Genomic DNA, 25,495 nt, shown 5'->3' on the forward strand with positions numbered 1-25,495 from the left:
GGAGGAGAGCTTGAATGAAAGAACCTAGATTTAATAAAAAGCGCTTAACAATCGTTCAAGTCATTTCTAATCTTCCTAATGCTCACCCGGTGCCGTCACATAAAGGAGGAACAGAAAAGATCGTGTATGAGCTGACAGAAGAACTGGTTCGGCGAGGACATGATGTATATTTGTTTGCGGCGCAAGGCAGCAAGAGCAGTGCTAAGCTTATACAGTACCCAAGGTCATTGAAAAAAAGTAGTATTGGAGCCTTCGTCCTGAGCAAATTGCCCAAACATACAGATATTATTCACGACCATACCTTTCACTCAGCTTTAGGCAGTTATCGAAAAGTTCCTACTGTATGTACGATTCACATGCCTGTAAAAAATAAAGCGGACTACCCCATATATGTGAGTAAAAGAGCCCGGAAAGTGAACGGTAAAAATCGAGGTTTCTATGTATATAATGGCATCAATCCAGACGAATATGAGTACAGCTCAGATAAACATGGCTATTTGTTATTTATGGGACGGATTATTAAAAGCAAAGGGGTAATGCAGGCCATTGAAGTAGCAGAAAAGACGGGCAAGAGGCTCGTCATTGCTGGGCCAGTCAATTCCCAGTTGTTTTTTAGGCAAGAGATTAAGCCTCGTATGGTCAAAAATCCTAATATTCAATATGTCGGTGCCGTGCAAGGCAGACAGAAGCAAAATTTATTGAAACATGCCGAATGCTTGTTGTTTCCCACCTTAATGGAAGAGGCGTTCGGATTAGTAATGATTGAGGCGTTAGTTTGTGGTACACCTGTTTTAGCGTTAAATAATGGCTCAGTTCCAGAAGTGTTGGCAGGTTTCCCTTCCTTTGTGTGCAAGACGGTGGGAGAGATGATTCGGAAGGTGAAATTGAAAAAGTATCCAAGTTCGCGTGTGCTGAGACGATACGTTGTGAAGTGGTTTACAAATGAAAAAATGACAGAAAATTATTTGGATATATACAGTAAAGTGATACGACTGCATTCAAATAAAAAGATCCAAAAGCCGATTGAAAACGAGCCAATTTCTCCATCATTTATATACCAGTCTTAATTCTAAAATGGCTAATTCGACTTAATCTCGTACTGCTATTGATTCAGGACAACCACCAAAAAACAGGTTGTCTTTTTTGCGTCTGGATGTATGGAACGACATATGATTGTTGTGTGTTCGTTTCCTTAGTTTCATGTAAATTCCAGAAAGAATATGATTATTGCAGTTGACATATGCAAAAACGTGCCGTATACTTCGTATTAACTTTATAGCAAATAATCAGTTTTCTTATCAAGAGTGGCGGAGGGACAGGCCCGATGAAGCCCGGCAACCGATTATGCGACCCGGTCATTGCAGCGCACGAGCGCAGCAATTCGCATGATGTCTATGGTGCTAATTCCTTCAGGACATATATATGTTCTGGCAGATGAGAAAAGGTGAGCTTCGATTTTTTTCGACATTTAACGTGAGCGACGAAGCCCCCTTTTGGCAGCTGCCAAAAGGGGGCTTTTTTTGTAGCGATCTTCACACACTATAGAGGTAATTGACCGTTGCTGCATTTATTTGATAAAGGAAGCTTAGCAACAAGAAAGGCAGGGAATAGATCTTTGATACGCATACAACAACTATCCAAGCGCTATCCTTCTCAAGGCAAAGGCGCAGAAGGAATGCTAGCACTGGATCATATTGATCTTCATATAGCAAAAGGTGAGATTTACGGAATTATCGGCCATTCAGGTGCTGGTAAAAGTACATTGCTGCGCAGTATGAACTTGCTCGAGGATCCGACATCAGGAACGGTTATCGTCGATGATGTGGAATTAACGACATTGTCTACAGCGGCTTTGCAGAAACAACGCAGCAAAATAGGGATGATATTCCAACATTTTAATTTGCTGTCCTCGGCAACGGTATATGATAACATCGCATTTCCGTTGGAGCTTGTTGGCACAACAAAGCAGGCGATCAGGACAAAAGTGGATCAGCTCTTAGCATTAGTAGGATTGGAAGATCATCGCGATAAATATCCAGCGCAATTGTCAGGTGGTCAAAAGCAGCGTGTCGGTATTGCTCGTGCACTGGCTAACGATCCGAAAGTGTTATTGTGTGATGAAGCGACATCGGCCTTGGATCCGCAAACGACGAACTCCATTTTGGACTTGTTGCTGAAAATTAATAAAGAATTCGGGATTACGATTGCACTAATTACGCATGAAATGCACGTCATTCAGCGCATTTGTGATCGGGTTGCTGTCATCCATGGTGGTCGTATTGTAGAAGAAGGCAACGTTGTAGATGTGTTTTTGAAACCACAGCACGCTGTTACAAGAGAATTTATTATGGAAGAATCTCAGTCTGATGAGGTACAGCCTTGGTCAGCGTTCAAGACGCAGGCTGGTGAAGGCTCACAAGTGGTAAAGATTAATTACTTGGGTGATGTGACGTATGAGCCTGTACTCCATCATGTACTGAATACAGCAGGCATATCATTCGCCATTCTTCAGGGAACGATATCGAAGATGAAAGATACGCCATATGGTCAACTCGTTGTTCGTTTAGATGGCGATGCTGCAAAGCTTAAAGAAGCGATAAACGCGCTGCAAGAGCGCGGGCTTGAAGTGGAGGTAATCGCATGAACAACTTCGAGCTAGATTTTTCAAGCATCGACTGGACGATGATTACGGATGCAAGCTTAGATACGCTGCTTATGCTTGGGTTTTCCGTCTTATTCACTTTTATTTTTGGTTTGCCACTAGGTATTCTTCTGTTCTTAAGCGGCAAATCTCAGAACGTCGCGTTGCGTACCATTAACACGGTCGTATCTTTTATCGTCAACATTTTTCGTTCTATACCGTTCATCATATTGATGGTGGCGCTTATCCCGATTGTTCGTGAGGTATTTGGTACGGCGATAGGGGTAAGAGGAACGATTCCACCGCTTGTCATTGCGGCGGCGCCATTTTTCGCTCGTCTTGTAGAAACTTCTCTTCGTGAAGTGGATCGCGGCGTTATCGAAGCTGCGCAAGCGATGGGCGCAAATACGTGGCAAATTATTTACAAAGTGCTTTTGCCGGAAGCGCGTGCAGGTCTTATTGCAGGTACGACGATTACGGCTGTAACACTCGTTTCCTACACAGCAATGTCTGGTATGATAGGCGGCGGTGGACTTGGTGACTTGGCAATACGCTATGGCTATCACCGTTATGAGCTAACGATTATGATCGTAGCTATCATTGTCTTAGTTGTGTTAGTTCAGCTCTTGCAATGGATTGGCGATGCACTCGTTCGTCGCTATACACGCAAGTAATCAAACTATAAATGATTGTGAATTTGGAAGGGGCAGATGAAAATGAAGAAGTGGGCAATCGTATTGACGTTAATTAGCTTAGTAGCGGTATTGGCTGCATGCGGCAGCAAACCAGGTGAAAGCAAAGACACGACTTCGGGTACTCAAGGCGGTGCCGCGCAAGCGACGAAGGTTGTTGTCGGTGCATCTCCTGTACCACATGCTGAAATTTTAGAGCATATTAAGCCTAAGCTTAAAGAGCAAGGAATCGAGCTTGAAATTAAGACGTTCACGGATTATATCCAGCCAAATGTACAGTTGCATGAGAAGCATTTGGATGCAAACTTCTTCCAGCACATTCCTTACATGGACGATCAAAACTTGAAAAATGGTTTCAAGCTAGTGTCCGCTGGAAGTATTCATCTGGAGCCAATCGGAGCTTATTCACAAAAAATTAAGGCTGTTACAGAGCTAACTAACGGATCTGTTGTAGCTATTCCGAATGATGTAACGAACGGTGGACGTGCCTTGCTCCTGCTTGAAAAGGAAGGTTTGATTAAGCTCAAGGAAGGCGCTGGCTTGTCTGCTACGGTTAGAGACATCGTAGATAACCCTAAGGGCTTGGAGTTCAAAGAGCTGGAAGCTCCAATGCTGCCACGCGTTCTGCCTGAAGTCGACTTGGCGCTAATCAACACGAACTTTGCTATCGATGCTGGTCTGAATCCGTTGAAGGATGCGCTTCTAATTGAAGCAAAAGATTCTCCATATGCGAACATTTTGACAGTTCGTGAAGATAACAAAGACAATGAAGCGATCAAGAAACTAGTAGCTGCGCTTCAGTCCGATGATGTAAAGAAATTTATTGAAGATAAGTACAAAGGCGCTATTCTGCCTGCGTTCTAATCATATCGTTCAAAGATTTTTTTGAACAAGCAGTACTGAAACACTGAAGTGAAACGTATTACTAGCATGACAGGTTTTCTTGCTTTCCTCCTAAACTCTACCCCGGGCCTTACGGCGCCGGGGATTTTTTTGTTTTGCTAACAATTCTAGTATTGTAACATACATATTCAATATGGTAAAATATCCCTTGGTTATATGGAGAATTTAATCAAATGATTAAATTCTTGCTATCAAATAGAAGTTAAAGGTGTAAATTAAAATATAAGTAAATCGGTGGTGGTGGCATATTGCATAAGAGTTAAGAATAGGTACCTGGCCTTACTAAGTAGCAACAATAAATCCCAATAGTTTTGTAGTGAATAAATGTATTTAACTTAATAACAGCATTTAGTGAGGAGAGTTAGAAGTAGTTTTCAAATACATCAGGATCATCATTCGGTAAGATATAGGCCAAAAAATATAATTGGTAAAGGAATGATTATTATGAATAAGTATGCGAAGTTTATGTTAGTTGCTCTACTATTGTTTTTAATGATTCCTAATACTTTAATTAATGCACAATCTATTAATAGTTCTTCTCAACCCCAAATAGAGAATTATGCTGTAGAAAAACAAATCAATTCGTTATCAGTTGGCAATTGGATTTTCAATGCATTCCAATATGTGGCCACCTCAACTTCAGATTTTTGGGTATATCATAGTGATCCCGCGATTACTCGTTATCAAAGATCAACGCTTGTAAGTTCAGGAGCAGTTAAATTTAACACAGGGAATGTTGGACCAATTGTGCGCAAGGAGTTAGTACTCAATCAGTACGCTGGTCAGTATGCTTCTATTTACGGAACGAGAACCCCATTAATTACTGGAAAAATAGCTATTTCAGTGAGACATAAGGGGGGACAAGGAAATATTGTTTTTACCGATGTTGTAACGCCTAATGAGATGGCAACCTTCAATCCAAACACTTTAGGGCAATATTGGATTGAATGGTCGACAACTGATGCTGCTACATGGGACCTACATTTCTTATTTACACATAGATACGACCCGAACGGCCCTACTCCGACATTTACAAAAGGAAATTCTATAAACGAAACTAATCTTGTTACTTTCGGAAACAAAGTGTATAGAACACCTTCTTTTTCGCACGAAGCAGCACAAACTGTAAAAACAACACAAACATATACGATGAGCGACTTGGATAAAGATTTGTGGGACGAGTCTCTCCAAATACATGTTAACAATTTCAAAAGTTTAAATCCTGGAGATAATTTTATTCTAAAAGATCAAATTCGAAATATTAGCTATAATCCACAAAATGATACGACTAAGTTAGTGTTCCTTACTGAAAAAGGTGAAGTACCATGGGAATTCAAAGGTAATCTAACAAATCGTGTTAAAATTGGGGACTACATTTCTTTTAAATTAAAGGTTGTAAGTGTTGGAGGAAATATTGAAACACTTAACTATCTACAATCTGCCGAATCAAGTAATGGAGCAAATTTCGAGGAGTTCATTGCATAATAGAAGTAATCCAATGGTTATTGTATCAATGGAGTAGTATTTGACTTGGCAGCAGTTGAGTATTTTGATGTAAACAAAAGAGTCGCGGGATACTATTCCTCGGCTCTTTTGTTTACAGACTTTTCACTACAAATTATTTTTTGTAAAGAAGAGGTATTCTATGATCTACGTGATTTTCACAAACAATATGTGCTTTTTTTCATGTTGTAAAATTATCCTTCTAGTGGTATCTTTTTTAGCAAGTAGCTTTCTGGTGAAAAAACACAATGGTTGCACTCAGATTGGGAGGTATATATGAAACACATATACAAAGTAGTAATTTGTATAAGTTGTGTGGTGCTTTTAATTGCTTGTTCTTCTGAAAAAAAAGAGTTTGTCGTTGACGCAGATAAAATTGCAGATGGCTTTGTTGGTTACCTGTACTGGAATGATTGGCTGTATGGGATACGTTCTGGAAGTATTGAGAGTCATTTGGTTGGTGAAAAAATTGGTACAGTGCATCAGGTTGGAAATGGATTAAAGAAAAATGGCGATGTTGTATACCCTCGTGTTCATCGAGAAATGGAGATTAAGGCTGGCGATTCAATTTACAGCATGCGATCAAGTGAAGGTAATGAAATGGATGAAGAGTATGGTGTGGTTATAGAGACTAAAAAAGGTTATTTGTCAGTAAGTTTTCTCAGGAAGAAGTGAATTGTTGTTTAACCGATATCACTATGGAAGACATATTTGAAGGGGGGGATGCATGTTGGTCATAAACGTATACAGTGGCGGATTACATAAGGAAGCTGTCATGGAGAACAAACTGCTATCAGTAAGGTAAGACTGCAATTGCAATGTTACATCATGATAATGTGAGGCTTAGTTTGGAACGACGCATTTTTTTACAAGCAAGAGCTGGTTTTATGAACAACGCCAACACTTAGCTAAAACACTTTGTTTTCGTTACATCCACGAAAGGTATTCCTGTTATGTTGTTACCACATTCGTTTCAACCTCTTCAAACACCCATCATGAAGCCAACTCATTTTCCAACATGACTACTTTAAAAATAAAAGCGGTTGAACGATGTGATTTCTATTGTCCAAAAAAGATCCATAAAATGAGGTGATTTACTCTTTCTGCGTATATTAGTTAGCTTTTATCATTTTAAAATTGGAGAGGGGAATTATTAATGATTGATTTTTTACGTACGAATCCGTTTGTAAAGTGGGCATTGCTGCTCATCCGAGTATATTTAGGCTGGAAATGGCTCAGCGCAGGGATTAAAAAATACCAAAGCGGAAGCTTCGATTCCAGCGGCTTATTGAAGGGCGCGATCGCAAATGCGAATAGTGAAAGACCAACAATACCAGATTGGTGGGGCGGGTTCTTGGAATCGTTCGCACTGCCAAATGTTGATTTATTTAACTTCATCGTACCTCTTGGTGAGGTGTTGGTTGGTCTTGGTTTGATTATTGGTCTCTTTACAAGAACGGCGATTTTCTTCGGCCTCTTAATGAACTTTGCGTTCGTCTTGAGCGGAGCGGTAAGCGCGAATCCGGTCATGATTGTTTTATCGTTATTTGTTCTCGTTTCCTTGCATGAGTCAGGTAAAGTAGGCGTAGATGGCATCATCAGAAAGAAGCAACCTACACTCTTTAAGCGTAATCAAACGAGTACAGTGTAGCTTGTACGCCAATCGTCTGCTTAACTCTATATACGTAGCAATGATTAATGAAAAAAAGGCAGCTTATGGCTGCCTTTTTGCGTTTCTTCCATATATACTGACATACATGACAATGTCCATGTGCTCCAAATCTATATTTATATTCATTCATAGGGATGGAGTGAATAAAATATCTAATTCTTTTAGCATGATTGAATAATAGTTGAATATAAATGGGGAAGCAGATGTAATGTTGTTCTAACTTGGCAAATATTTTATACTGATCGTTGACATCGTTCGTAGTGCTCAAAGGAGGAATTGACGTGGAACAACAGCGGAAAGTAGCGCTAATCACTGGGAGCGCAAAAGGGTTAGGTAAGATGACTGCACTTACACTAGCTGAAGCGGGCTGCGATATTATCCTCAATTATGTGCATAGTGCCGATCAAGCGCTGGAGCTTCAGCGGGACATTGAGTCGTTCGGTGTAGGGTGTATGTGTGTACAGGCTAATATTGCAGTTCCAAATGAGGTTGAGCATCTTATTGATGCTGTGCAAGGTACGTTTGGCATGCCAGATATTGTCGTTAACAATGCAGGTCCCTTTATACGGGAACGCAAACGTTTTGCTGATTATTCAAAAGAAGAGATTCTATATTTAGTTAACGGAAATTTAACGGGTGTTATGCTTCTGGACCATATGGTGCTGCCTTCGATGCGTGAGAAGGGCTGGGGTCGGATTATTCATTACGGATTTGGACATGCTGCTGAGGCCAGATCTTGGCCGCATCGCGCCGTATACGCTGCAGCCAAAGTAGGTTTGGTATCGTTTACAAAGACGTTAGCCGTGGAAGAGGCGCAGTTCGGCATTACCGTCAATATGATCTGTCCTGGTGATATCCGCGGGGATTATAAAGAAAAAAATATTGACGAGGTGCTTCATATTGAGGATGAATCTTCGCCGCGAGGCCGTCCGGGATCTGGTGAAGATATTGCCAGAGTGATTCGTTTCTTATGTGAAGATAAGTCGGATTTCGTGACAGGTAATACGATTGATGTATCTGGCGGCTTAGATCCGATTCGTGTCATGATCGACAAGCACGCTTAACTGCTCGATAATGATAATGGAAGCTTAACACTTTGCCTGTCTTTAGTTGAAATGGAGGTGTCCTACATGGGGCGGTTGACGAAGGAACTAGCACAAAACATCGTAGATCGTACGATGCATGTTATCGGTTATAATGTAAACGTTATGGACCACAATGGTCGAATTATTGGCTCAGGTGATCGGAGTCGACTGCATCAATCTCATGAAGGGGCACTTATCGCCATACAACGTCGCGGAAGGTTTGAGATTGATGAGGAGAGTGCTTCTAAGCTGCAAGGAGTAATGCCAGGAACGAACTTGGTCATTTACTTTCAAGGCGAGATCGTTGGTGTAATTGGGATTACGGGTGACCCTAGAGAAGTAACCAAGTATGGTGAGCTTGTAAAGATGACAGCAGAGATGCATCTGGAGCAGGCACACCTCATTGAGCAGGCACAGTGGGACAAGCGCATTAAAGAAGATTTCGTGTTATCTATTGTACATGCAAAAAAAGAACAGCACGAGGCATTAAGTGTACAGGCTGAACGGATCGGGTTTCAGGCCAATCATGTGCATACGGCGTGTTTAATAGAACTGCAAGAAGATAATCATGAATTGGCGAGCGAGATGCTGCAGCAAGTTGTTCGTGTACTTGAGAAGCGTTCGATGATTCGCTTAATTGCGATCCGCAATGGCCGTCAAATTGTACTGTTTAAAGAGAAGCTACATAAGCGGGAGCCTGGTGAAGATATTTGTGAAGGGATTCATCAAATACGTTCATGGCTTGCTGAACAACAAATTACTTCCATGCGAATTGCAGTAGGCAAATCAGGCAGCGGAATAGCGGGCCTGGTTGCATCGTACCAGTCGGCTGAGGATGCGATGCGTGCAGGGAGAGCTATTTATTCTAATCAAACGGTTTATTATAGTGAGGATCTACCTAATGAGGCATTGATGGTCAATGCAAATTCGAGCTGGATAACAGAAGAGTTAGTTCAGTTATGGTCTGCCTTCATGGAAGCGGATCGCAGTGGTGAGTTGCGCCAAACGCTTATTGTATACTTTGCAGAGCATGGAGAATTGAATCGGGTGGCGGACAGGCTCGTTATTCATCGTAATACGCTGCGTTATCGTTTGCAGCGTATTCAAGAGCTTACAGGCAAAGATCCGAAGCGTTATGATGAGTTATTCTCGCTTATTAGCGCACAATGGCTCTATAGGCTCCAAGGGGCCGCTGACGTGGAATTGTAATAGAGCGGGATGCAGATATAAATCTGATGGGCAGGCAAGTTACTCCTCTTTGTTCAAATGCACAAAAAACAGTGCTGAGAACAGAGAGGAGTTTATTTTTTTGCCCAATGAAGCGCTTACATTTTTGGGTTACATTAAATATGTAAAGTAAATCAATCTCTAGTATATAGAGTGAAGTTCTTAGTTCCTAGTTCTATCGTTTTTATGTACTTACGACAAGATTTAGCATAGGGGGATGAGACTTATGACGGTTTCTGTAAGCGTTCTCGGCGCACTTGCTGCTTTGGTAGTTGCTATTGTGTTGATTCTGCGTAAAGTGCCACCTGCGTACGGAATGATGATTGGTGCCTTAGTAGGGGGCGTTGTTGGTGGAGTTAGTCTAGTTGATACCGTAACGCTAATGATGGATGGTTCCAAGACAATGATGCCAGCCGTGCTTCGAATATTAGCAGCCGGTATTTTAGCTGGTGTATTAATTGAATCGGGCGCAGCGAAGACGATAGCTGAGACGCTCGTCAAAAAAGTCGGCGAGACACGTGCTTTGTTCGCTCTTGCCTTTGCAACCATGATATTGACCGCAGTTGGCGTCTTTATTGACGTAGCTGTTATTACCGTAGCACCCATTGCACTAGCAATTGCACAACGTGCCAATTTGTCTAAATTGGCGATATTGCTCGCGATGATTGGTGGCGGTAAGGCAGGGAACATCATGTCTCCGAATCCAAATGCGATTGCGGCTGCTGATGCCTTCAATGTGCCGTTAACTTCGGTAATGGCAGCAGGAATTATCCCTGCGATATTCGGACTTGCGATTACGTATTTGCTCGCGAAACGACTCACTAACAAGGGATCGATGGTCGCGTTGTCTGAAGTAGCAGACAAAACGGACAGTAAGCTTCCAAGCTTCGCTGCATCGATTGTAGCTCCGGCTGTAGCTATCGTCCTACTTGCACTACGACCGATTGCAGGTATCGTCATCGACCCGATGATTGCTCTACCACTTGGAGGTCTAGTAGGTGCCATTGTGATGGGGAAAGGGAAACAAATCAACAACTATGCGATTGCTGGACTTAACAAAATGACAGGCGTTGCCGTCATGCTTATCGGTACAGGTACATTAGCGGGGATTATTTCCAACTCACAGCTAAAGGATGTTATTACGAATGGCCTAGCAGCTTCAGGTCTACCAGCATATTTGATGGCTCCAATCAGCGGTGCGTTCATGTCACTGGCGACAGCCTCGACGACTGCGGGTACTGCGGTAGCTAGCTCGGTGTTTGGCTCGACTATTATGGAGCTAGGGATTGCATCACTGGGAGCAGCTGCGATGATACACGCAGGGGCAACGGTGTTTGACCATATGCCGCACGGAAGCTTCTTCCACGCGACAGGCGGCAGCGTGAATATGCAAATGAAGGAACGTCTTCGTCTCATTCCTTATGAAACAGCTATCGGATTGGTACTGGCGCTTGTGTCGACGTTAATCTACGGCGTATTTGGTTGGTTCTTATAAATAGCAGAGGAGTGGTGAGAGATGAAAATAGTAATAGCTCCCGATTCATATAAAGAAAGCTTAACTGCATTAGAGGCTTGTGAAGCAATTGAACGAGGATTTAGGCAGGTTTATCCTCAGGCAGATATCGTTAAGGTACCGATGGCAGATGGCGGTGAAGGAACTGTACAATCACTAGTAGATGCTACCGGCGGGCGTATTGTCACATGCAGTGTATTGGATCCCATGGGACAGCCAATTGAAGCATTTTACGGGTTGTTAGGCGATGGAAAGACGGCCATCATCGAAATGGCAGCAGCTTCTGGACTTGCTCTTGTTCCAAAGGATTTGCGAAATCCGCTCCTTACTTCGACTTATGGTACAGGACAGCTCATCCGTCATGCCCTACAAGCAGGAGTAAGACATATCATGCTCGGTCTCGGTGGCAGTGCTACGAATGACGGTGGAGTTGGAATGGCTCAAGCGCTCGGCTATCGCTTTGTGGATGTCAATGGAAAAGAGGTATTGCCAGGTGGAGGAAATCTTGGACACATTGAGAGCATCATTACGGATGATGTGGACCCAAGATTGAAAGAGACGACGTTCATTGCCGCTTGTGATGTGGACAATCCTATGATTGGTCCGAAGGGAGCTTCGGCAGTGTTTGGCCCACAGAAGGGAGCTACTCCAGCTATGGTTGAAGTGCTGGATAATCATTTGCAGCATTTGGCCACGTGCATCCGCTCTGACTTAGGAATGGAAGTCTCAACTGTTCCAGGAGGGGGCGCTGCAGGTGGGCTTGGCGCAGGCGTTATTGCATTTCTCGGCGCAGAGTTGAAGCGCGGTGTGGATATCGTAATTGAGGCGACTAACTTGGCGCATCATGTACAAGGAGCGGATCTCGTTATTACCGGCGAAGGACGCATCGATGGTCAGACGATATATGGGAAGACACCTATCGGTGTTGCCAAAACAGCGCAGGAGCAACAGGTAAAAGTGGTCGCGATTGCGGGTTCACTCGGGACAGATTATGAAGCTGTGCATGAACATGGCATCGATATCGTATTTTCTCTAGTGCCTGGGGTATGTACACTAGATGAAGCGCTCAAGAAGGCAGCAGTTAATCTGGAACGTACGGCACACAACGTTGCGGCAATGATGCAAGTAGGTCAGCAGCTTCGTTAAAGCTAACAGGGGAAGGATAGGAATATAGGCTCCTACCACTAGAAAATAAGGACATGCAGTATATTCAGCTTTGATAATAAAGTAGCTATAACAAAAAAATCCCCCTTCTCTTAATGAGCTAGGGGATTTTTCATTTGTACAGCACCATAGCTTAACTACGGTCTTGTCTTAAATGGGAGTTTGATCAAATGTGGGGCGTATTTCATTACGCATGGTTTTTGGCTGCACGCTGCATATAGCCGCGTCTCCATTCCAACAAACCATCTATACAAATGAACAAATTGACGATAGCTAAAATAATCATGACATGCAAATCAGAATAGATATAAATTGCGATGCAGACGATGTTGTAGACAATCCATAAATGCCAGTTCTCGAATATTTTCTTACTGAGCATGAACTGGGCAACAAGACCTAGGATAGCGGTTAACGCATCCAAGTAAGGGAGTGTAGACTCTGTGTATTGGACTTGATAATATCCCCATGCAAGCCAGCCTGCAAGGATAACGGTACCATAGATAATCCAGCCTTTAGCGTCTAGTCGAACGGTAGGGCTTACATCACCTTCGCCCTTGTTAGTAAGCCAGTAGTACCAACCGAAGATGTTAAAGATGATTTGGCACGCACTTAGTACAACTAGCGCGTACAAGCCTTGCCCCCAAAATATGTATAAGAATAAACCTACTGCAATGATCCCGACGGGGAAGTTAAGTACTTTCTCTCTTGCGAGAAGCCACACGTTAATAATTCCTACAACAGAAGCAACAATTTCAATCGTACTTGATCCCATGTACCAACCAACGAACAAGGTAATAAGGCTGGCTAACAATAGAAATAACGGATTTTTTAACATAACGCTCTCCCCTGTTGAAGCTAAGCACGAGTGGATGTACACAAAAATATCCCGAACCGTCGTTAGAGACGATTCGAGATATTCGGATGACTCCTACGTCGAAGCCTCATATTCTAGTGTTGAAGCACGTTCAACTTAGAATACTTGAACGACTTCTTTCACGCCTTCTACTTCCTCAACCAACGCGCGCTCAATACCTGCTTTCAAGGTAATTGTAGAGCTCGGGCAGCTTCCGCATGCGCCCATAAGGCGAAGCTTAACGATACCATCTTCTACATCTACCAATTCAACATCGCCGCCGTCACGTTGCAGGAACGGACGAAGTTTATCTAACACTTCCAATACTTCGTCATAATTGACTTGTACTTGTTCACTCATTTAATTCCAACTCCTTTCATACATACTGCTTTTATTATATTATAAAGCTAATTGAAATCAAAGAGATACACGCAAAAAGGGGGTTATACAGTGAGACCGATCATCGAATTTTGCGTTAATAATATGCATCACGGCACGGATGAAGTAATGAAGCATTTTGAACAAAACCCAGACTATGATGTCGTGGAATACGGATGCCTGGGTAATTGCGGCGAATGTTACTTAGCTCCATTTGCTTATGTAGAAGGCGAGATTATCGTTGCAGAAAGCGCAGAATTGTTAACAGGTAAAATTAATGAAAAAATTGCTGAACTAAAAGCATGGGAGCAAATCGATGTAGATTAACATCGATTGCTCCCATTGTTGTAAGAAAATAATATGATGACTTATCCGAAATGGTTTTTGGAAATCCACAGCACGCCGCTTTTGATGACCCGTGGCACATAACCAACCATAGGGCGTTTGCCGAACATGCCGAATCCCGACTTTTTGCCGAGTGACCCAAGTACGCCTTTAAGCTTAATACGACCAAGCTTAGGCGTTTCACCTTTCCATAGAGCAAGTGCGACATCAGCGATTTGCTCGCCTTGGGCACCTGCTGCTTGTGCACTTGGCGAGAACGGCAGGCTGGCACAGTCCCCAACGACAAATACCTCAGGATATTGTTCAATTTGATGATAGGAATTAAGGATTACACGACCTTGCGGGTCTTTTGGAACGTTCAAATCTTGAACGACTTTCACCGGCTGTATACCTGCTGTCCATACCGTTACATCGGACTGGATCGCTTCGGTATCCTGCTCACGTCTATTATAAATGACGCCTTGCTCTAACTGACATACGTTAATATGAGAGCGAAGCTCGACATTATGTTCGTTGAACCAGTCAGAGACGTAGTTGGACAGCTTTACTGGGAATGAGGACAGCACACGCGGTCCGCGGTCCAATATACGAATGTTGAGATCAGGCCGACTCTCACGCAGTTCTGCAGCCATCTCTACACCGCTTAATCCTCCTCCGACAACAGTCATTTGTCCATAAGGCTTAATATCATTCAACAATTGGTACGTACGTCGAGTACTGGATAAGGATTGAATACTATTACCAAATTCCTCGGCGCCTGTGATCCCGTGGTAGCGGTCTGTGCAGCCGAGTGCAATAGCCATTTGATCATAAGCAATAGGATCATCTTCGCGCAAATGAATAAGTTTATTGTCTAGATCAATGCTTGTAATTTGTCCATAATGTATTCGAACACGATCGTTCTTTGGGAAGGCAACACGAATGTCTAAATCAGTCACTGTACCAGCGGCCAATGCATAGTATTCCGTCTTCAAACCCTGAAATGGCATACGATCAATGAGAACTATTTCTACATCTTCAGGCATTCCGCCCGCCAGCAAACGATCAATGATCGCAAGTCCACCATAGCCGCCGCCGCATACTACAAATCGTTTCATATCCGGATATCCCCCTATGTTGCCGTTAATATGTGCTGTCCGCTGTTCGCCCATGATGAGAACAGGGGTACTTGATGTACAGCATGATACGGCTCCACCCACGAATCCTTTATTCGGTCTGTCGCTTCATAAGATTTCTTGTGTGATGAAGGTCTGACTTATATCTATCTGTAAGTTGGTTAATAGTAGCTATTTTTTGTTAGACTTTGGCTCATACACTTTGATTTCATTGTAGAACGTATCCCGTTCAACAGGTATGCGTCCTGCTCCTTGAATGAGCCAGATTAGCTCGTCGCGCGTCAGACCTTCTGGTGTTAATGCACCTGCGGCATGACTGATACGCTCTTTCACAATGGTACCGTGTGCATCAGAAGCACCGAAAGTAAGGGCCATCTGAGTGAGTTGAGTACCGATATTTATAAAGTACGCCTTAATATGCTGGATGTTATCCAACATGAGGCGGCTAATCGCGATTGTTTTGAGATCCTCATAAGCCGAATTACGGCGTTTAATGCCCGCCTTCGGACTCTTCGGCTGCATGGACAATGGAATGAAGACAAGGAATCCATTCGTTTCATCTTGAAGCTCACGAACTTTGATCAAGTGACGGATACGGTCTTCGTGAGTCTCGATTGAACCGTAAAGCATCGTGGTGTGCGTTTTGATGCCAAGTTGATGTGCTGTGCGGTGAACTTCCAAATAACGGTCAACACCTGCTTTATCAACACGCATTTTTTTTCGATATTCGTCAGATAGGATTTCAGCTCCACCGCCTGTTAATGATTCTAGTCCTGCATCGACGAGGGTAGTGAGAACTTCCTTAATGCTCAATCCGCTTATGCGTGTAAAGAAGTCGATCTCAGCTGCTGTGTAAGCTTTGAGTGTTACTTGAGGATAGCGTTCCTTAAGAGCTTTCAAGGAATCAACGTAGTATTGGAACGGTACGTTAGGATTGTGCCCGCCTACGATATGGAACTCACGCACTTCAGGATGAATATGCTGGTCCACATAGGCGATCATTTCTTCACCGCTTAGTGTGTAGGCTCCTTCTGCATCAGCATCGCGTCTGAAGCTGCAAAACGCGCAGTGCGCTTCACACACATTGGTGAAGTAAAGAGACATATTCTCGATGAAATAAACTTTGTTGCCGTTCTTGCGCATATTGACGAGATTTGCCAGCTGACCAAGGGTCAAAATATCGTCCGATTGGTACAGGTACACGCCGTCTTCTAGGGATAGACGTTCGCCTCGCTCTACTTTATCAGCGATTTCTGCCATACGTGGATCTGCATGTCTTGTTGGTGTAAGAATCATTGGTGTACCCCCCTCTTGAAAAGTAAGTCGTATATAATTGCACATCGTTACGTTATACGAAACTGCTCATTGTGTATTCATTCGAATGGCTTGCATACGTTAATAAAAGAAATGAAGCCACTTGAGCATGCAGTGAATCATATCACATACCACTCCATTATACCCCTGCCTGAACATGGGGGCAATACATCCAGCAAAGACAATCGACATCATTTTCCATGGACGGAGGTTATCTTGTACAGATGCAATAGGATGGTTATACTTAGAAATATGAGGAGGGATATGCATGATTACAATCAGCGAATTCGCGGTTGAGAAGATAAAAGAAATGCTCGCCAACGAAGAAAACCCGAACATGTTTCTACGTGTCGGCGTTCATCCAGGCGGCTGCAGCGGCTTCTCCTATGGTATGGGGCTTGATGATGAAGAAACAGACCAAGATATATTTGTAGAAACAGGTGGATTGAAGGTCATTGTGGATAAAGAAAGCATTCCGCATTTGGCAGGTTTGGAAATCGACTATAAGGAATCCGGTATGTCTGGCGGATTTACAATAAGCAACCCTAATGCTACAGCAACTTGCGGCTGCGGAGCATCGTTCCGTACGGCAATTGCGGAAGGCAAAGCGCAGAAGTGTGACGATTAATCGTTGATTTGATGCGGTTTTAATGTGAATGTGGGTTGTAGAATGACGTCTCTGGACGGTTAATTTTCGATAAAATTAACTCGTGTGGAGGCGTTTTTTTATGCTCAAAAAAATTACGGAAGCTGATGATTCATTTTATCATGTTCAGTCTTATCTTATAGGGGAAATTTATTGCAGTAGTTTGGCGTTTACATAGTAAAGTGCTATCCAAATTCTTAAGAAAATGTTACCTGAAAAATATAATATTTTTAGTTAAAAACACCGATATAGTTAGTATAAAGAACTATTATTTTACATATTTTTTGAAAAGAAGGGGGAGGCTTTATATGAGAGTTTCAAAACATGGCAAGGAAATGAAAGCGCTCGCAAGTTTATTGGTTATTTTGCAGTTATTTACTTACTCCAGTATTTCCTATGCAGCATCGAACGAACCTACCGATATTGATACCGGTATCTCGAATCTAAACTATGATCGCAATGCAGTCTTAGCTGTAAATGGTGATCAGATCAGTAGTTTTGTTCCGAAAGAAGGTCTCCAGTCAAATGGTAAATTTATTGTGGTGGAACGCGAGAAAAAGTCACTCGCAACTTCACCAGTAGATATATCCATTATTGATTCGATGACGAATCGAACGTATCCTGGCGCACTGCAGCTTGCCAATCAGTCTTTCGCGGATAATCAGCCAGACCTGATTATGGCCCGGAGGCAGCCTTTAGATATCAGCATTGATTTGCCTGGATTGAAAAATGAAAATACCATTGCAGTTCAAAATCCAACTTACAGCAGTGTTTCTGGTGCAGTTGACCAATTAGTATCGACTTGGGTTGATAAATATTCGTCCACTCATACATTGCCTGCTAGGCTCCAATATGCAGAATCTATGGTTCACAGCAAAAATCAAATTGCGAGCGCGCTTAATGTGAACGCTCAAGTACTTAACAATACGCTAGGAATCGACTTTAATGCAGTTGAAAGCGGCGAGAAAAAAGTGATGGTAGCTGCGTATAAGCAAATTTTTTATACGGTAAATGCAGCTCTTCCTAACAATCCATCGGACCTATTTGATCCAAGCGTGACCTTCAACGAATTAATTCGTAAAGGCGTAAGCAATGAATCTCCACCACTGATGGTTTCCAATGTTGCTTATGGCAGAACGATTTACGTCAAGTTGGAGACAACTTCGAAGAGCAGTGATGTGCAAGCAGCATTCAAAGCGCTGCTCCGTGATGCTAGCGTTCAATCCAGTGGACAGTACAAAGATATTTATGAGAACAGTTCCTTTACTGCTGTTGTGTTAGGCGGGGATGCACAGACACATAACCAGATCGTCACGAAGGACTTTGATGTCATCCAAAATATCATTAAAGACAATGCACAGTTTAGCCCAAAAAATCCAGCTTATCCAATTTCCTATACAAGTGTATTTTTGAAAGATAATGCGGTTGCAGCGGTTCGCAACAATACGGAGTATATCGAGACGAAAATGACCGAATATACGAAAGGTAAGATTACGCTAAATCATTGGGGCGCATATGTAGCTGAGTTTGAAGTATCTTGGGATGAAGTTACCTATGATGCAAATGGCCAAGAAATCATTACTCATAAAGTGTGGGAAGAAAATGGTTGGAATAAAACAGCACCTTTCTCGACAGAGATTCCACTCCCACCTAATGCTAAAAATATAAAAATTGTAGCAAGAGAATGCACTGGTCTTGCTTGGGATTGGTGGAGAACCGTTATTCATGAAACGAATGTCCCATTAACGAACCATATTCAGGTTTCTATTGGTGGAACAACACTGCACCCAACAGGTTCCATTAGCTACTAGTCATTTCTACGAATCACGAGAAACAAAACCGCGCGTCCCGGATGAATGGGTACGCGCGGTTTTGTTTTCGTACACCTGTCAGTCTAAAACAATCCGGGGAATGTTTTGCCCAGCATGATGACAATGAGATAGAAGCAAAATACAGAGAACACAGTAGCTCCAATGCCAAGACCAATCTTACGCTGCTGCATAAAACGAATGCTAATAATAAAAATTCCCGCGTTAACAACGACCAATATAATGGACATGGACACAATTGCAATCCAATATAAAATACGGAAAAGTTCTGCTGTTTCCATCTCGTTCTCTCCTTGCTTATGAAGGTATGTTGTTTTGAAATATGGATTCAAAGATTCAAAGATTCTACATGGAGCCTAAATTTATATATCCTCTCTACGATACCACCCTAATATTGGGAATGACAATCCCTGAATGTATGAATGAATCAAAAAAGTATCTGAAAAAATAATTAGGCTCTCGACTTGGACTAGGGTACAAGAAGCGGGCATGTACACTGAGTACTGTATAGAATGTCGGTACGGGAAAGGGGGATTAGGATGGAGGGGACACAAGTTGCCAGCAAGTGGTTGAAGACAGAGGCACTTCTATCCGACGCTCGTGTAGCCTCGCACATACCGCTAACCCGCATTTATTCGCCTGATCAGCTGCAGCGGATGTTAAATGAGTTTGGGTTTGTGGTCATCAAGCCGGTCGTAGGTGGTGGTGGTTACGGTGTTATAAAAGTTACGAAAACACATAGTTCCTACTCCTTTACCTCGTTATCAAGTACGCGAACTTTTTCTTCCTTTCAGGCTCTTATTCGAGCATTAGCTACAGCGAAAAAGAAGCGTAAATATTTGATTCAACAAGGTATTCATTTGGCCACTATTTCAGGAAGGCCAATTGATTATAGGGTAAAAGTCGTTAAGAAGGACGCCACTTGGGTATTTCGGGCGATTGTAGGTCGATTAGCGAAAAATGGACTATTCGTTACGAATTTAAGTAAAGGTGGAACGCAGCTTACTTCTAGCGAAGCGCTTAGACTCTCGCTATCTGAGGATGTAGTAGATACGAAAAGAGAGGAAATGAAGCAGCTAACCCGAATTTGCACCGAAATCATGGATGAAAGGTTTCCTGGTCTGGGTAGATTGGGTTTTGATTACGGCATTGATCAAGACGGGGTCATATGGATATTGGAAGTGAATACAAGGCCACGGTGATGAAAATATAGGATTGAATAGGAATCTATCAGCTTATGTATAAGTTGATAGATTCTATTTTTATAGAATTCAAAATTGATTAAACATTTTTATGTTAGAAAACAGCAAAAAGATGTGAATATAAATATCCACATTATACCACCTAATGCATAGGCGATTCCGACAGTTATCAACATTGTATGCACAATTTTTCCACAAACTGCTGTGGATAACAGAACGCTTGTTCTGAGAAATAAGGCCATGCTATAGTGAATTTGTAAGGAAATATGAGGAAAGGTTGTGGTTGTGATGGCATTACTTTCCGATGAGATGCTTTTTGAATCGTATTCTCAAGCGGTACGTTTGCAACTGGATGAGGAATTCATTGCATTGTTACTCGCGGAAATGCAAAGACGCCGTTTCCGTCCGACCATCCCGCAGTATCATTGATCCTCATGAGGCACATTTCCCAGTAGAGAGAATCCTGTTGTTCTATATGATATGCTGTCCATCCTCGAATTTATGACCATTTACGTAAGAGAGGTTTTGGCAGGATGCGCAATAGAACAGATGCAGGCAAACTCCGTTATTGTCTTCTCCTGTTGAGGCGAAACTCGATAGAGCAGGAGCTGGTATTGACGGCGATTCTTGATAAGGTTCATACGGTCCAGTGTAGTCATCTCGTTTGCCGCAATCGACGGCTGGGTTCAAGCAGTTAGGGCATAACCACTCCGGACTGACGAAGCCGTTGCACAGTGGACAAACATTAAACAAGGGTATCTACCTCCACATATAGATATATGGAGTAGGATACCCTTACTTTATGCTTATTATGAGATAGTGAAAGCGTTGAAGCTTTCTCCTTTGTATATGGCTGGTGTCGGCTTAGCGTTTCATATTACTGCTATGTCCTGGAGAAAGCTTAGCTGTCGGGTCAATGTACACTTTTGCATTGTTAATGGCAGTAGGTGCTTCACCGAAGCCAACCGCAATAAGCTTAAGTTTACCTGGATAGGTGGTAACATCTCCCGCCGCGAAAATACCCGCAACGTTCGTTTCCATACGTGAATCAACCACGATTGAACCACCTTCGATATGTATTCCCCATTCCGAGATAGGCCCTAATGAAGATACAAATCCGAAATTGACGATAACCGCATCTACTTCAATGTCAGTTGTTTCTTTTGTCTTTACATCGCTAAGCGTCACTCGCTCAATGCGTGCTTCACCGTGCAGTTGCACAATCTCTTTAGGTGTTATCACGTTAACTTTGGAGTTTATCAATTGCTCAACACTGTGCTCATGAGCACGAAACTTGTCACGACGGTGAATAAGGGTAACTTGCTCAGCGATAGGCTCCAACATAAGCGACCAGTCTACAGCTGAATCACCGCCACCGCTAATGAGAACCTTCTGTCCTTTGAACTTTTGTAAGTCATTAACGAAATAATAAAGGTTCGCCTTCTCAAATGAAGCTGCTTCAGGTAAGTCAAGTCTGCGTGGTTCGAAAGCTCCGATGCCGGCTGTGATGATAACAGCGCGTGCGTAGTGTGTTTCCTTATCTGTCTTAACTTCGAATAAACGCTCATCAAGTTTATTTACTTGATGTACTTTTTCTTCAAGACGTACATCAGGGTTAAAGTGATCCATTTGTTCTTTGAGGCGATCTACTAATTCTTGAGCAGTAACCTGAGGAAAGCCGGCAACGTCATAAATATATTTTTCTGGATATAATGCAGCAAGCTGTCCGCCAAGTTGGGGCATACTTTCGATAATTCGTACGGATGCTTGCCTCATACCACCGTAGAAAGCCGCAAACATACCCGCAGGGCCGCCGCCGATGATAATGATGTCAGTTATATCTTGATGAGTAGATGTTGTCGTCAAATTGCACACCTCCAAAATAGTGGGTGACCATAAATATGGATGCACATTGGTTAGGATATAAATATGTATTTATTATAATCCTATCGTTTTAATTATCAAATGGCACATTTACATAATATGCAATGACACCCCAAAATAAAAACCTTCAATAATGCAAAAGCTATTTCGTGACACCGTATTGAAATATAAAATGGGTAACAAATTATTAAGAATCTTCAATTTTAAGCGCTTACAAATAGATGTTGGATCATTTTTTTCTTGTATTTTCAGCAAATAATCGTTATGATTGCAGTTGGATTTGCAATTTTCACGGATGATGAGAATTGTATGGATTACCCCAATATATCGTATCGGGATCGTTCGGTGTTGTATGTGATCGATGTAATACTGTAAGCCTGACATGTTACAGGACCATGAGCATGTATAGTCATTTATGTGGTGTTTTTCACACATTAATATATCGGGCAAATGGTGTATCAACAGAGATGTTCAGCCGAATCGACGCGGAAGGAGACGAGACAATAATGAGCCATATTCCTAAGGTTGTTATTCTAGGTGCAGGTTACGGTGGTCTTATGGCCGCTAAGCGTCTACAAAAAGAATTGAATTATAACGAGGCTGATGTCACACTAGTCAGCAAGCATGAGTACCACTACTTCACAACTCATCTTCATATGCCAGCTGCGGGTACGGACAAGCTGGAGAACTCTTATGTAGAAATTACAAAAGTGATTGATGAATTCAAAATTGACTTCGTCAAATCTGCAGTACAGGAAATTCGTCCTGAAGAAAAGAAAGTCGTTCTTGAAGATGGCGCATTGTCTTACGACTACTTGATTATCGGTCTTGGCGGAGAGCCAGAGACATTCGGCATTCCAGGTTTGGCTGAGCATGCGATGACTATCCGCAGCATTAACTCTGTTAAAGCTATTCGTGAGCATATTGAAGAGCAATTCAAATTGTTCAAACAAGATCAAACTCGCGTTGATCGTTTGACGTTTGTTGTCGGCGGTGCAGGCTTCACAGGTATCGAGTTCGTTGGTGAGCTAGCTGATCGCATTCCTGAGCTTTGCCGTGAGCACAATATCGACCGTTCCTTGGTTAAAATATACAACATTGAAGCAGCTCCAACTGCTCTTCCAGGTTTCGATCCTAAACTGGTTGACTATGCAATGAAAGTGCTTCAAGACAAAGGTGTAACATTCAAAATCGCTACTGCGATTAAAGAGTGCACACCAGAAGGCGTTCTTTTGGCTACTGAAGAAGAAATCAAATCTGCTACTGTTGTATGGACAGGTGGCGTACGCGGTAACCGCTTGATCGAGCAAGCAGGCTTCGAAGCAATGCGCGGTCGTGTAAAAGTGGATGAGCATTTGCGTGCTCCAGGACATGACAATGTATTCATTATCGGAGACAACTCTTTGATGATTAATACAGCTATCGACCGTCCTTATCCTCCTACAGCTCAAATGGCGATGCAGCAAGGACCAGTTGCGGCAAGCAACATCGTTGCTTCTATCCGTAAGCAACCTCTTAAGACGTTCGCGTTCCAGAACAAAGGAACAGTGGCATCTTTGGGTAAAGGCCAAGCAATTGGTGTTGTTGGCAATACGAAGCTTACAGGTTTCATGGCAGCACAACTGAAAAAAGTAATTGATATTCGCTGGTTGTTCATCATCGGTGGTATTTCCTTGGCGCTTCGCAAAGGGAAGTTCTTCTAAGCGATGAGACACTGCAGCGTGCAAGTTCGAGGATTGTTGACGCGTGATGAGCTTGATCGCTATAACGCGCTCATGGAAGTTGGCTCTTTTCTAGAGTCGCAGAACCGTCATGATCTGGCTTATACGGTGCAGAAAGAAGTTGATCTGCTCATTCAGCCAGGCATTGAACGACTGAAAGAAAAAGGTCGTGAACGGGATCGAATGACCGAGCAATATTTGGCATCAATGGATGAACAAGATGACGATGATGACTAAGTGAAATGTACCGCCCTAGGATAACTTATCTTAGGGCGGTTTTTGCTATATGGTTATTAGCGTCTGCGTTTTATATAACCAAACGGAAAAGCCCTCATTATCTGATTCAGATTAGAGGGCTTTCGTACGCTTATTGATATTTATTTCAACATATCTTTAAGATGGTCAGGCGTTAGTCGGTTACCGACATAGAAGGAGCCGAACTCACCAAAGCGAGCACTAACTTCATCGAAGCGCATCTCGTACACAAGCTTCTTGAAATGAAGCGGGTCATCACTGAACAATGTTACGCCCCATTCCCAATCGTCCAAGCCAACAGAACCTGTAATAATCTGTTTTACTTTGCCTGCGTAGCCGCGACCAATCATGCTGTGGCTGCGCATCATGCCGCGTCTTTCTTCGACGGACAGCATGTACCAGTTGTCTTGCAAGTCACGCTTCTTATTCATCGGATAGAAGCAAATATGCTTCGCCTGAGGAAGGATCGGCTTCAGACGTGCTAGCACTTCTGGATTCTCCATCGGGTCTTCTGTTGAACCTGGCTTCGTCATATAGTTGCTGAGCTCAACAATGCTCACGTAAGAATAAGTCGGGATCGTAAAGCGAGCAAACGCAGACTTGTTCAACTCAGTCTCCAGCGCGTTAAGCTCTTCCAACGTTTCGCGTAGGTGGAAGATAACGAAATCTGCCTTTTGACCAACGATGCTGTACACGACTGTACTGCCTTGGTTATCATTCTCCGTCTGTTTCCACTGTTCCCATAACGTTTGCAACTCATCTAATGCATGAGCACGTTCTTCCTCGTCAGCTTTATTCCAAAGCGCCCAGTTCATCGTACGGAAATCATGCAGGGCGTACCAACCTTCAAGTGTTTTTGTTGCTTCACTCATTATGTATGCACCATCCTTTGTCATGAGATTTGTCTATATACTAGTGTTGATTACGTTTCCAAACATTATCCACATTGTAGCTTATCTAAGTAGGCGCGGCAATGTACCTGTGAGAAATGTCACCGAATGTTCGTTGATTTTTGAAGGAAGGAAAAGTAAAATGAATCGCGAAATAGGTAAATGTTGAGAAATGTCGATTGAGACGGGATGTTCAGTTGTTCTCGTTCTCAGCAATTGGATTCAAGATTCCATGACTTGCAGCAGAGGGGGCTTAAATAAGTGGAGTGGTTAATGTATATCGTATTAATGGTACTGCTATTTGTAATGATGTTTGGTATCGGATTTATTTTAAATATGCTTATGAAGACGACTTGGTTTCCGATGGTGCTTTATGTGGTCTTAGTCATTCCATTAGCGATGTGGACGATGTGGGATAGTTCCTTGACGTTTGTGGGGAATGTGACCAACTATGGCTTTGTTGACATTTTAATTGCTGTATCAGGATTGATTGGCGCGTATATTAGCGGCAAGACAATTGGGTATTTGCGAGTAGGTGGATATAAAATGTTCTAGACATACTTATTTGAATAAAAGTTCAGCCTACCGAGAAACAATATCGTATAGGTCAAATGCGGGTTGACGGTTTTTAGCATCTTTTTATATAATAATGGCAACAGTGTT

General features: G+C 42.7%; 26 protein-coding genes and 1 riboswitch. Of the genes, 19 read left to right on the forward strand and 7 right to left on the reverse strand.

Annotation, left to right across the window (positions count from 1 at the left end):
* Positions 1–14 precede the first annotated feature (14 nt).
* The 11 genes from NQ117_RS20430 to NQ117_RS20480 all read left to right on the forward strand — a co-directional run bounded on the left by NQ117_RS20430 (position 15) and on the right by NQ117_RS20480 (position 12,382).
* Positions 15–1,067 carry a glycosyltransferase gene (locus NQ117_RS20430; protein ID WP_258279866.1) on the forward strand — a complete coding sequence of 351 codons (1,053 nt, stop codon included), beginning with the start codon at positions 15–17 and terminating at the stop codon, positions 1,065–1,067.
* Between the two features lie 225 nt (positions 1,068–1,292).
* Positions 1,293–1,441: riboswitch (SAM riboswitch) on the forward strand.
* A 174-nt stretch (positions 1,442–1,615) separates the two neighbouring features.
* Positions 1,616–2,644, forward strand: coding sequence for a methionine ABC transporter ATP-binding protein (locus NQ117_RS20435; protein ID WP_258279867.1), 1,029 nt, complete (start codon positions 1,616–1,618; stop codon positions 2,642–2,644).
* Positions 2,641–3,315 (forward strand): methionine ABC transporter permease, encoded by a 675-nt coding sequence (locus tag NQ117_RS20440; RefSeq protein ID WP_258279868.1) that lies wholly within the window; start codon positions 2,641–2,643, stop codon positions 3,313–3,315. Before NQ117_RS20435 ends, NQ117_RS20440 begins: the two co-directional genes overlap by 4 nt.
* A gap of 42 nt (positions 3,316–3,357) precedes the next feature.
* Complete coding sequence (locus NQ117_RS20445) at positions 3,358–4,197, forward strand: MetQ/NlpA family ABC transporter substrate-binding protein (protein ID WP_258279869.1); 840 nt, start codon at positions 3,358–3,360, stop codon at positions 4,195–4,197.
* Positions 4,198–4,680: 483 nt separating this feature from the next.
* The gene (locus NQ117_RS20450) at positions 4,681–5,721 is read left to right on the forward strand and encodes a hypothetical protein (RefSeq protein WP_258279870.1); all 1,041 of its coding nucleotides are present in this window, start codon (positions 4,681–4,683) and stop codon (positions 5,719–5,721) included.
* A 294-nt stretch (positions 5,722–6,015) separates the two neighbouring features.
* Positions 6,016–6,414, forward strand: a complete 399-nt coding sequence (locus tag NQ117_RS20455; RefSeq protein ID WP_258279871.1) for a hypothetical protein — start codon at positions 6,016–6,018, stop codon at positions 6,412–6,414.
* Between the two features lie 481 nt (positions 6,415–6,895).
* Entirely contained in the window at positions 6,896–7,390 is a 495-nt protein-coding gene (locus NQ117_RS20460; protein ID WP_258279872.1) for a DoxX family membrane protein, read from the forward strand.
* A 359-nt stretch (positions 7,391–7,749) separates the two neighbouring features.
* Positions 7,750–8,475: an SDR family oxidoreductase gene (locus NQ117_RS20465; RefSeq protein ID WP_375163105.1), complete on the forward strand. Its 726-nt coding sequence runs from the start codon at positions 7,750–7,752 to the stop codon at positions 8,473–8,475.
* 66 nt (positions 8,476–8,541) lie between these two features.
* Positions 8,542–9,705 carry a sugar diacid recognition domain-containing protein gene (locus tag NQ117_RS20470; protein WP_258279874.1) on the forward strand — a complete coding sequence of 388 codons (1,164 nt, stop codon included), beginning with the start codon at positions 8,542–8,544 and terminating at the stop codon, positions 9,703–9,705.
* Between the two features lie 244 nt (positions 9,706–9,949).
* Entirely contained in the window at positions 9,950–11,218 is a 1,269-nt protein-coding gene (locus tag NQ117_RS20475) for a GntP family permease (RefSeq protein ID WP_258279875.1), read from the forward strand.
* A gap of 21 nt (positions 11,219–11,239) precedes the next feature.
* Entirely contained in the window at positions 11,240–12,382 is a 1,143-nt protein-coding gene (locus NQ117_RS20480; protein WP_258279876.1) for a glycerate kinase, read from the forward strand.
* 205 nt (positions 12,383–12,587) lie between these two features.
* Here the strand turns inward: NQ117_RS20480 and pnuC are convergent, their stop codons facing one another.
* A complete protein-coding gene (gene pnuC, locus NQ117_RS20485; protein WP_258279877.1) occupies positions 12,588–13,235 on the reverse strand; it encodes a nicotinamide riboside transporter PnuC in 648 nt (215 codons plus the stop codon).
* Between the two features lie 135 nt (positions 13,236–13,370).
* Positions 13,371–13,613: a NifU family protein gene (locus NQ117_RS20490; RefSeq protein ID WP_144993888.1), complete on the reverse strand. Its 243-nt coding sequence runs from the start codon at positions 13,611–13,613 to the stop codon at positions 13,371–13,373.
* A 90-nt stretch (positions 13,614–13,703) separates the two neighbouring features.
* Here NQ117_RS20490 and NQ117_RS20495 point away from each other — a divergent pair, with 90 nt between their 5' ends.
* The gene (locus NQ117_RS20495; protein WP_028594058.1) at positions 13,704–13,958 is read left to right on the forward strand and encodes a YuzB family protein; all 255 of its coding nucleotides are present in this window, start codon (positions 13,704–13,706) and stop codon (positions 13,956–13,958) included.
* A gap of 41 nt (positions 13,959–13,999) precedes the next feature.
* Here NQ117_RS20495 and NQ117_RS20500 read toward each other — a convergent pair whose 3' ends face one another.
* Both NQ117_RS20500 and mqnE read right to left on the reverse strand, forming a co-directional pair.
* Entirely contained in the window at positions 14,000–15,073 is a 1,074-nt protein-coding gene (locus NQ117_RS20500; protein WP_258279878.1) for an NAD(P)/FAD-dependent oxidoreductase, read from the reverse strand.
* 189 nt (positions 15,074–15,262) lie between these two features.
* Positions 15,263–16,387: an aminofutalosine synthase MqnE gene (gene mqnE / locus NQ117_RS20505; RefSeq protein ID WP_258279879.1), complete on the reverse strand. Its 1,125-nt coding sequence runs from the start codon at positions 16,385–16,387 to the stop codon at positions 15,263–15,265.
* A gap of 286 nt (positions 16,388–16,673) precedes the next feature.
* On the opposite strand from mqnE, the gene NQ117_RS20510 reads away from it, so the two are divergent.
* Together NQ117_RS20510 and NQ117_RS20515 are read left to right on the forward strand one after the other, a co-directional pair.
* Complete coding sequence (locus NQ117_RS20510) at positions 16,674–17,033, forward strand: HesB/IscA family protein (protein ID WP_258279880.1); 360 nt, start codon at positions 16,674–16,676, stop codon at positions 17,031–17,033.
* A 326-nt stretch (positions 17,034–17,359) separates the two neighbouring features.
* On the forward strand, positions 17,360–18,862 hold the full coding sequence (locus NQ117_RS20515; protein WP_258279881.1) for a thiol-activated cytolysin family protein: 1,503 nt from the start codon (positions 17,360–17,362) through the stop codon (positions 18,860–18,862).
* A gap of 83 nt (positions 18,863–18,945) precedes the next feature.
* Here NQ117_RS20515 and NQ117_RS20520 read toward each other — a convergent pair whose 3' ends face one another.
* A complete protein-coding gene (locus tag NQ117_RS20520; RefSeq protein ID WP_258279882.1) occupies positions 18,946–19,161 on the reverse strand; it encodes a hypothetical protein in 216 nt (71 codons plus the stop codon).
* A 258-nt stretch (positions 19,162–19,419) separates the two neighbouring features.
* On the opposite strand from NQ117_RS20520, the gene NQ117_RS20525 reads away from it, so the two are divergent.
* Both NQ117_RS20525 and sda read left to right on the forward strand, forming a co-directional pair.
* Complete coding sequence (locus tag NQ117_RS20525; RefSeq protein WP_258279883.1) at positions 19,420–20,082, forward strand: YheC/YheD family protein; 663 nt, start codon at positions 19,420–19,422, stop codon at positions 20,080–20,082.
* A gap of 288 nt (positions 20,083–20,370) precedes the next feature.
* Positions 20,371–20,511, forward strand: coding sequence for a sporulation histidine kinase inhibitor Sda (gene sda / locus NQ117_RS20530; RefSeq protein WP_192025528.1), 141 nt, complete (start codon positions 20,371–20,373; stop codon positions 20,509–20,511).
* 435 nt (positions 20,512–20,946) lie between these two features.
* On the opposite strand, the gene NQ117_RS20535 is transcribed toward sda, so the two are convergent.
* Positions 20,947–21,882, reverse strand: coding sequence for an NAD(P)/FAD-dependent oxidoreductase (locus NQ117_RS20535; protein WP_258280037.1), 936 nt, complete (start codon positions 21,880–21,882; stop codon positions 20,947–20,949).
* Between the two features lie 590 nt (positions 21,883–22,472).
* Between NQ117_RS20535 and NQ117_RS20540 the strand changes: the two genes are divergently transcribed.
* The gene (locus tag NQ117_RS20540) at positions 22,473–23,669 is read left to right on the forward strand and encodes an NAD(P)/FAD-dependent oxidoreductase (protein ID WP_258279884.1); all 1,197 of its coding nucleotides are present in this window, start codon (positions 22,473–22,475) and stop codon (positions 23,667–23,669) included.
* Between the two features lie 3 nt (positions 23,670–23,672).
* Positions 23,673–23,924 carry a hypothetical protein gene (locus NQ117_RS20545; RefSeq protein ID WP_258279885.1) on the forward strand — a complete coding sequence of 84 codons (252 nt, stop codon included), beginning with the start codon at positions 23,673–23,675 and terminating at the stop codon, positions 23,922–23,924.
* 140 nt (positions 23,925–24,064) lie between these two features.
* Here the strand turns inward: NQ117_RS20545 and hemQ are convergent, their stop codons facing one another.
* Complete coding sequence (gene hemQ / locus NQ117_RS20550; protein ID WP_258279886.1) at positions 24,065–24,814, reverse strand: hydrogen peroxide-dependent heme synthase; 750 nt, start codon at positions 24,812–24,814, stop codon at positions 24,065–24,067.
* A gap of 291 nt (positions 24,815–25,105) precedes the next feature.
* On the opposite strand from hemQ, the gene NQ117_RS20555 reads away from it, so the two are divergent.
* Positions 25,106–25,387 (forward strand): YuiB family protein, encoded by a 282-nt coding sequence (locus tag NQ117_RS20555; RefSeq protein ID WP_375163106.1) that lies wholly within the window; start codon positions 25,106–25,108, stop codon positions 25,385–25,387.
* Positions 25,388–25,495 lie beyond the last annotated feature (108 nt).

The sequence above is a fragment of the Paenibacillus sp. SC116 genome (assembly GCF_024733555.1).
In the GTDB taxonomy this organism is placed as follows: Bacteria; Bacillota; Bacilli; order Paenibacillales; family Paenibacillaceae; genus Paenibacillus_B.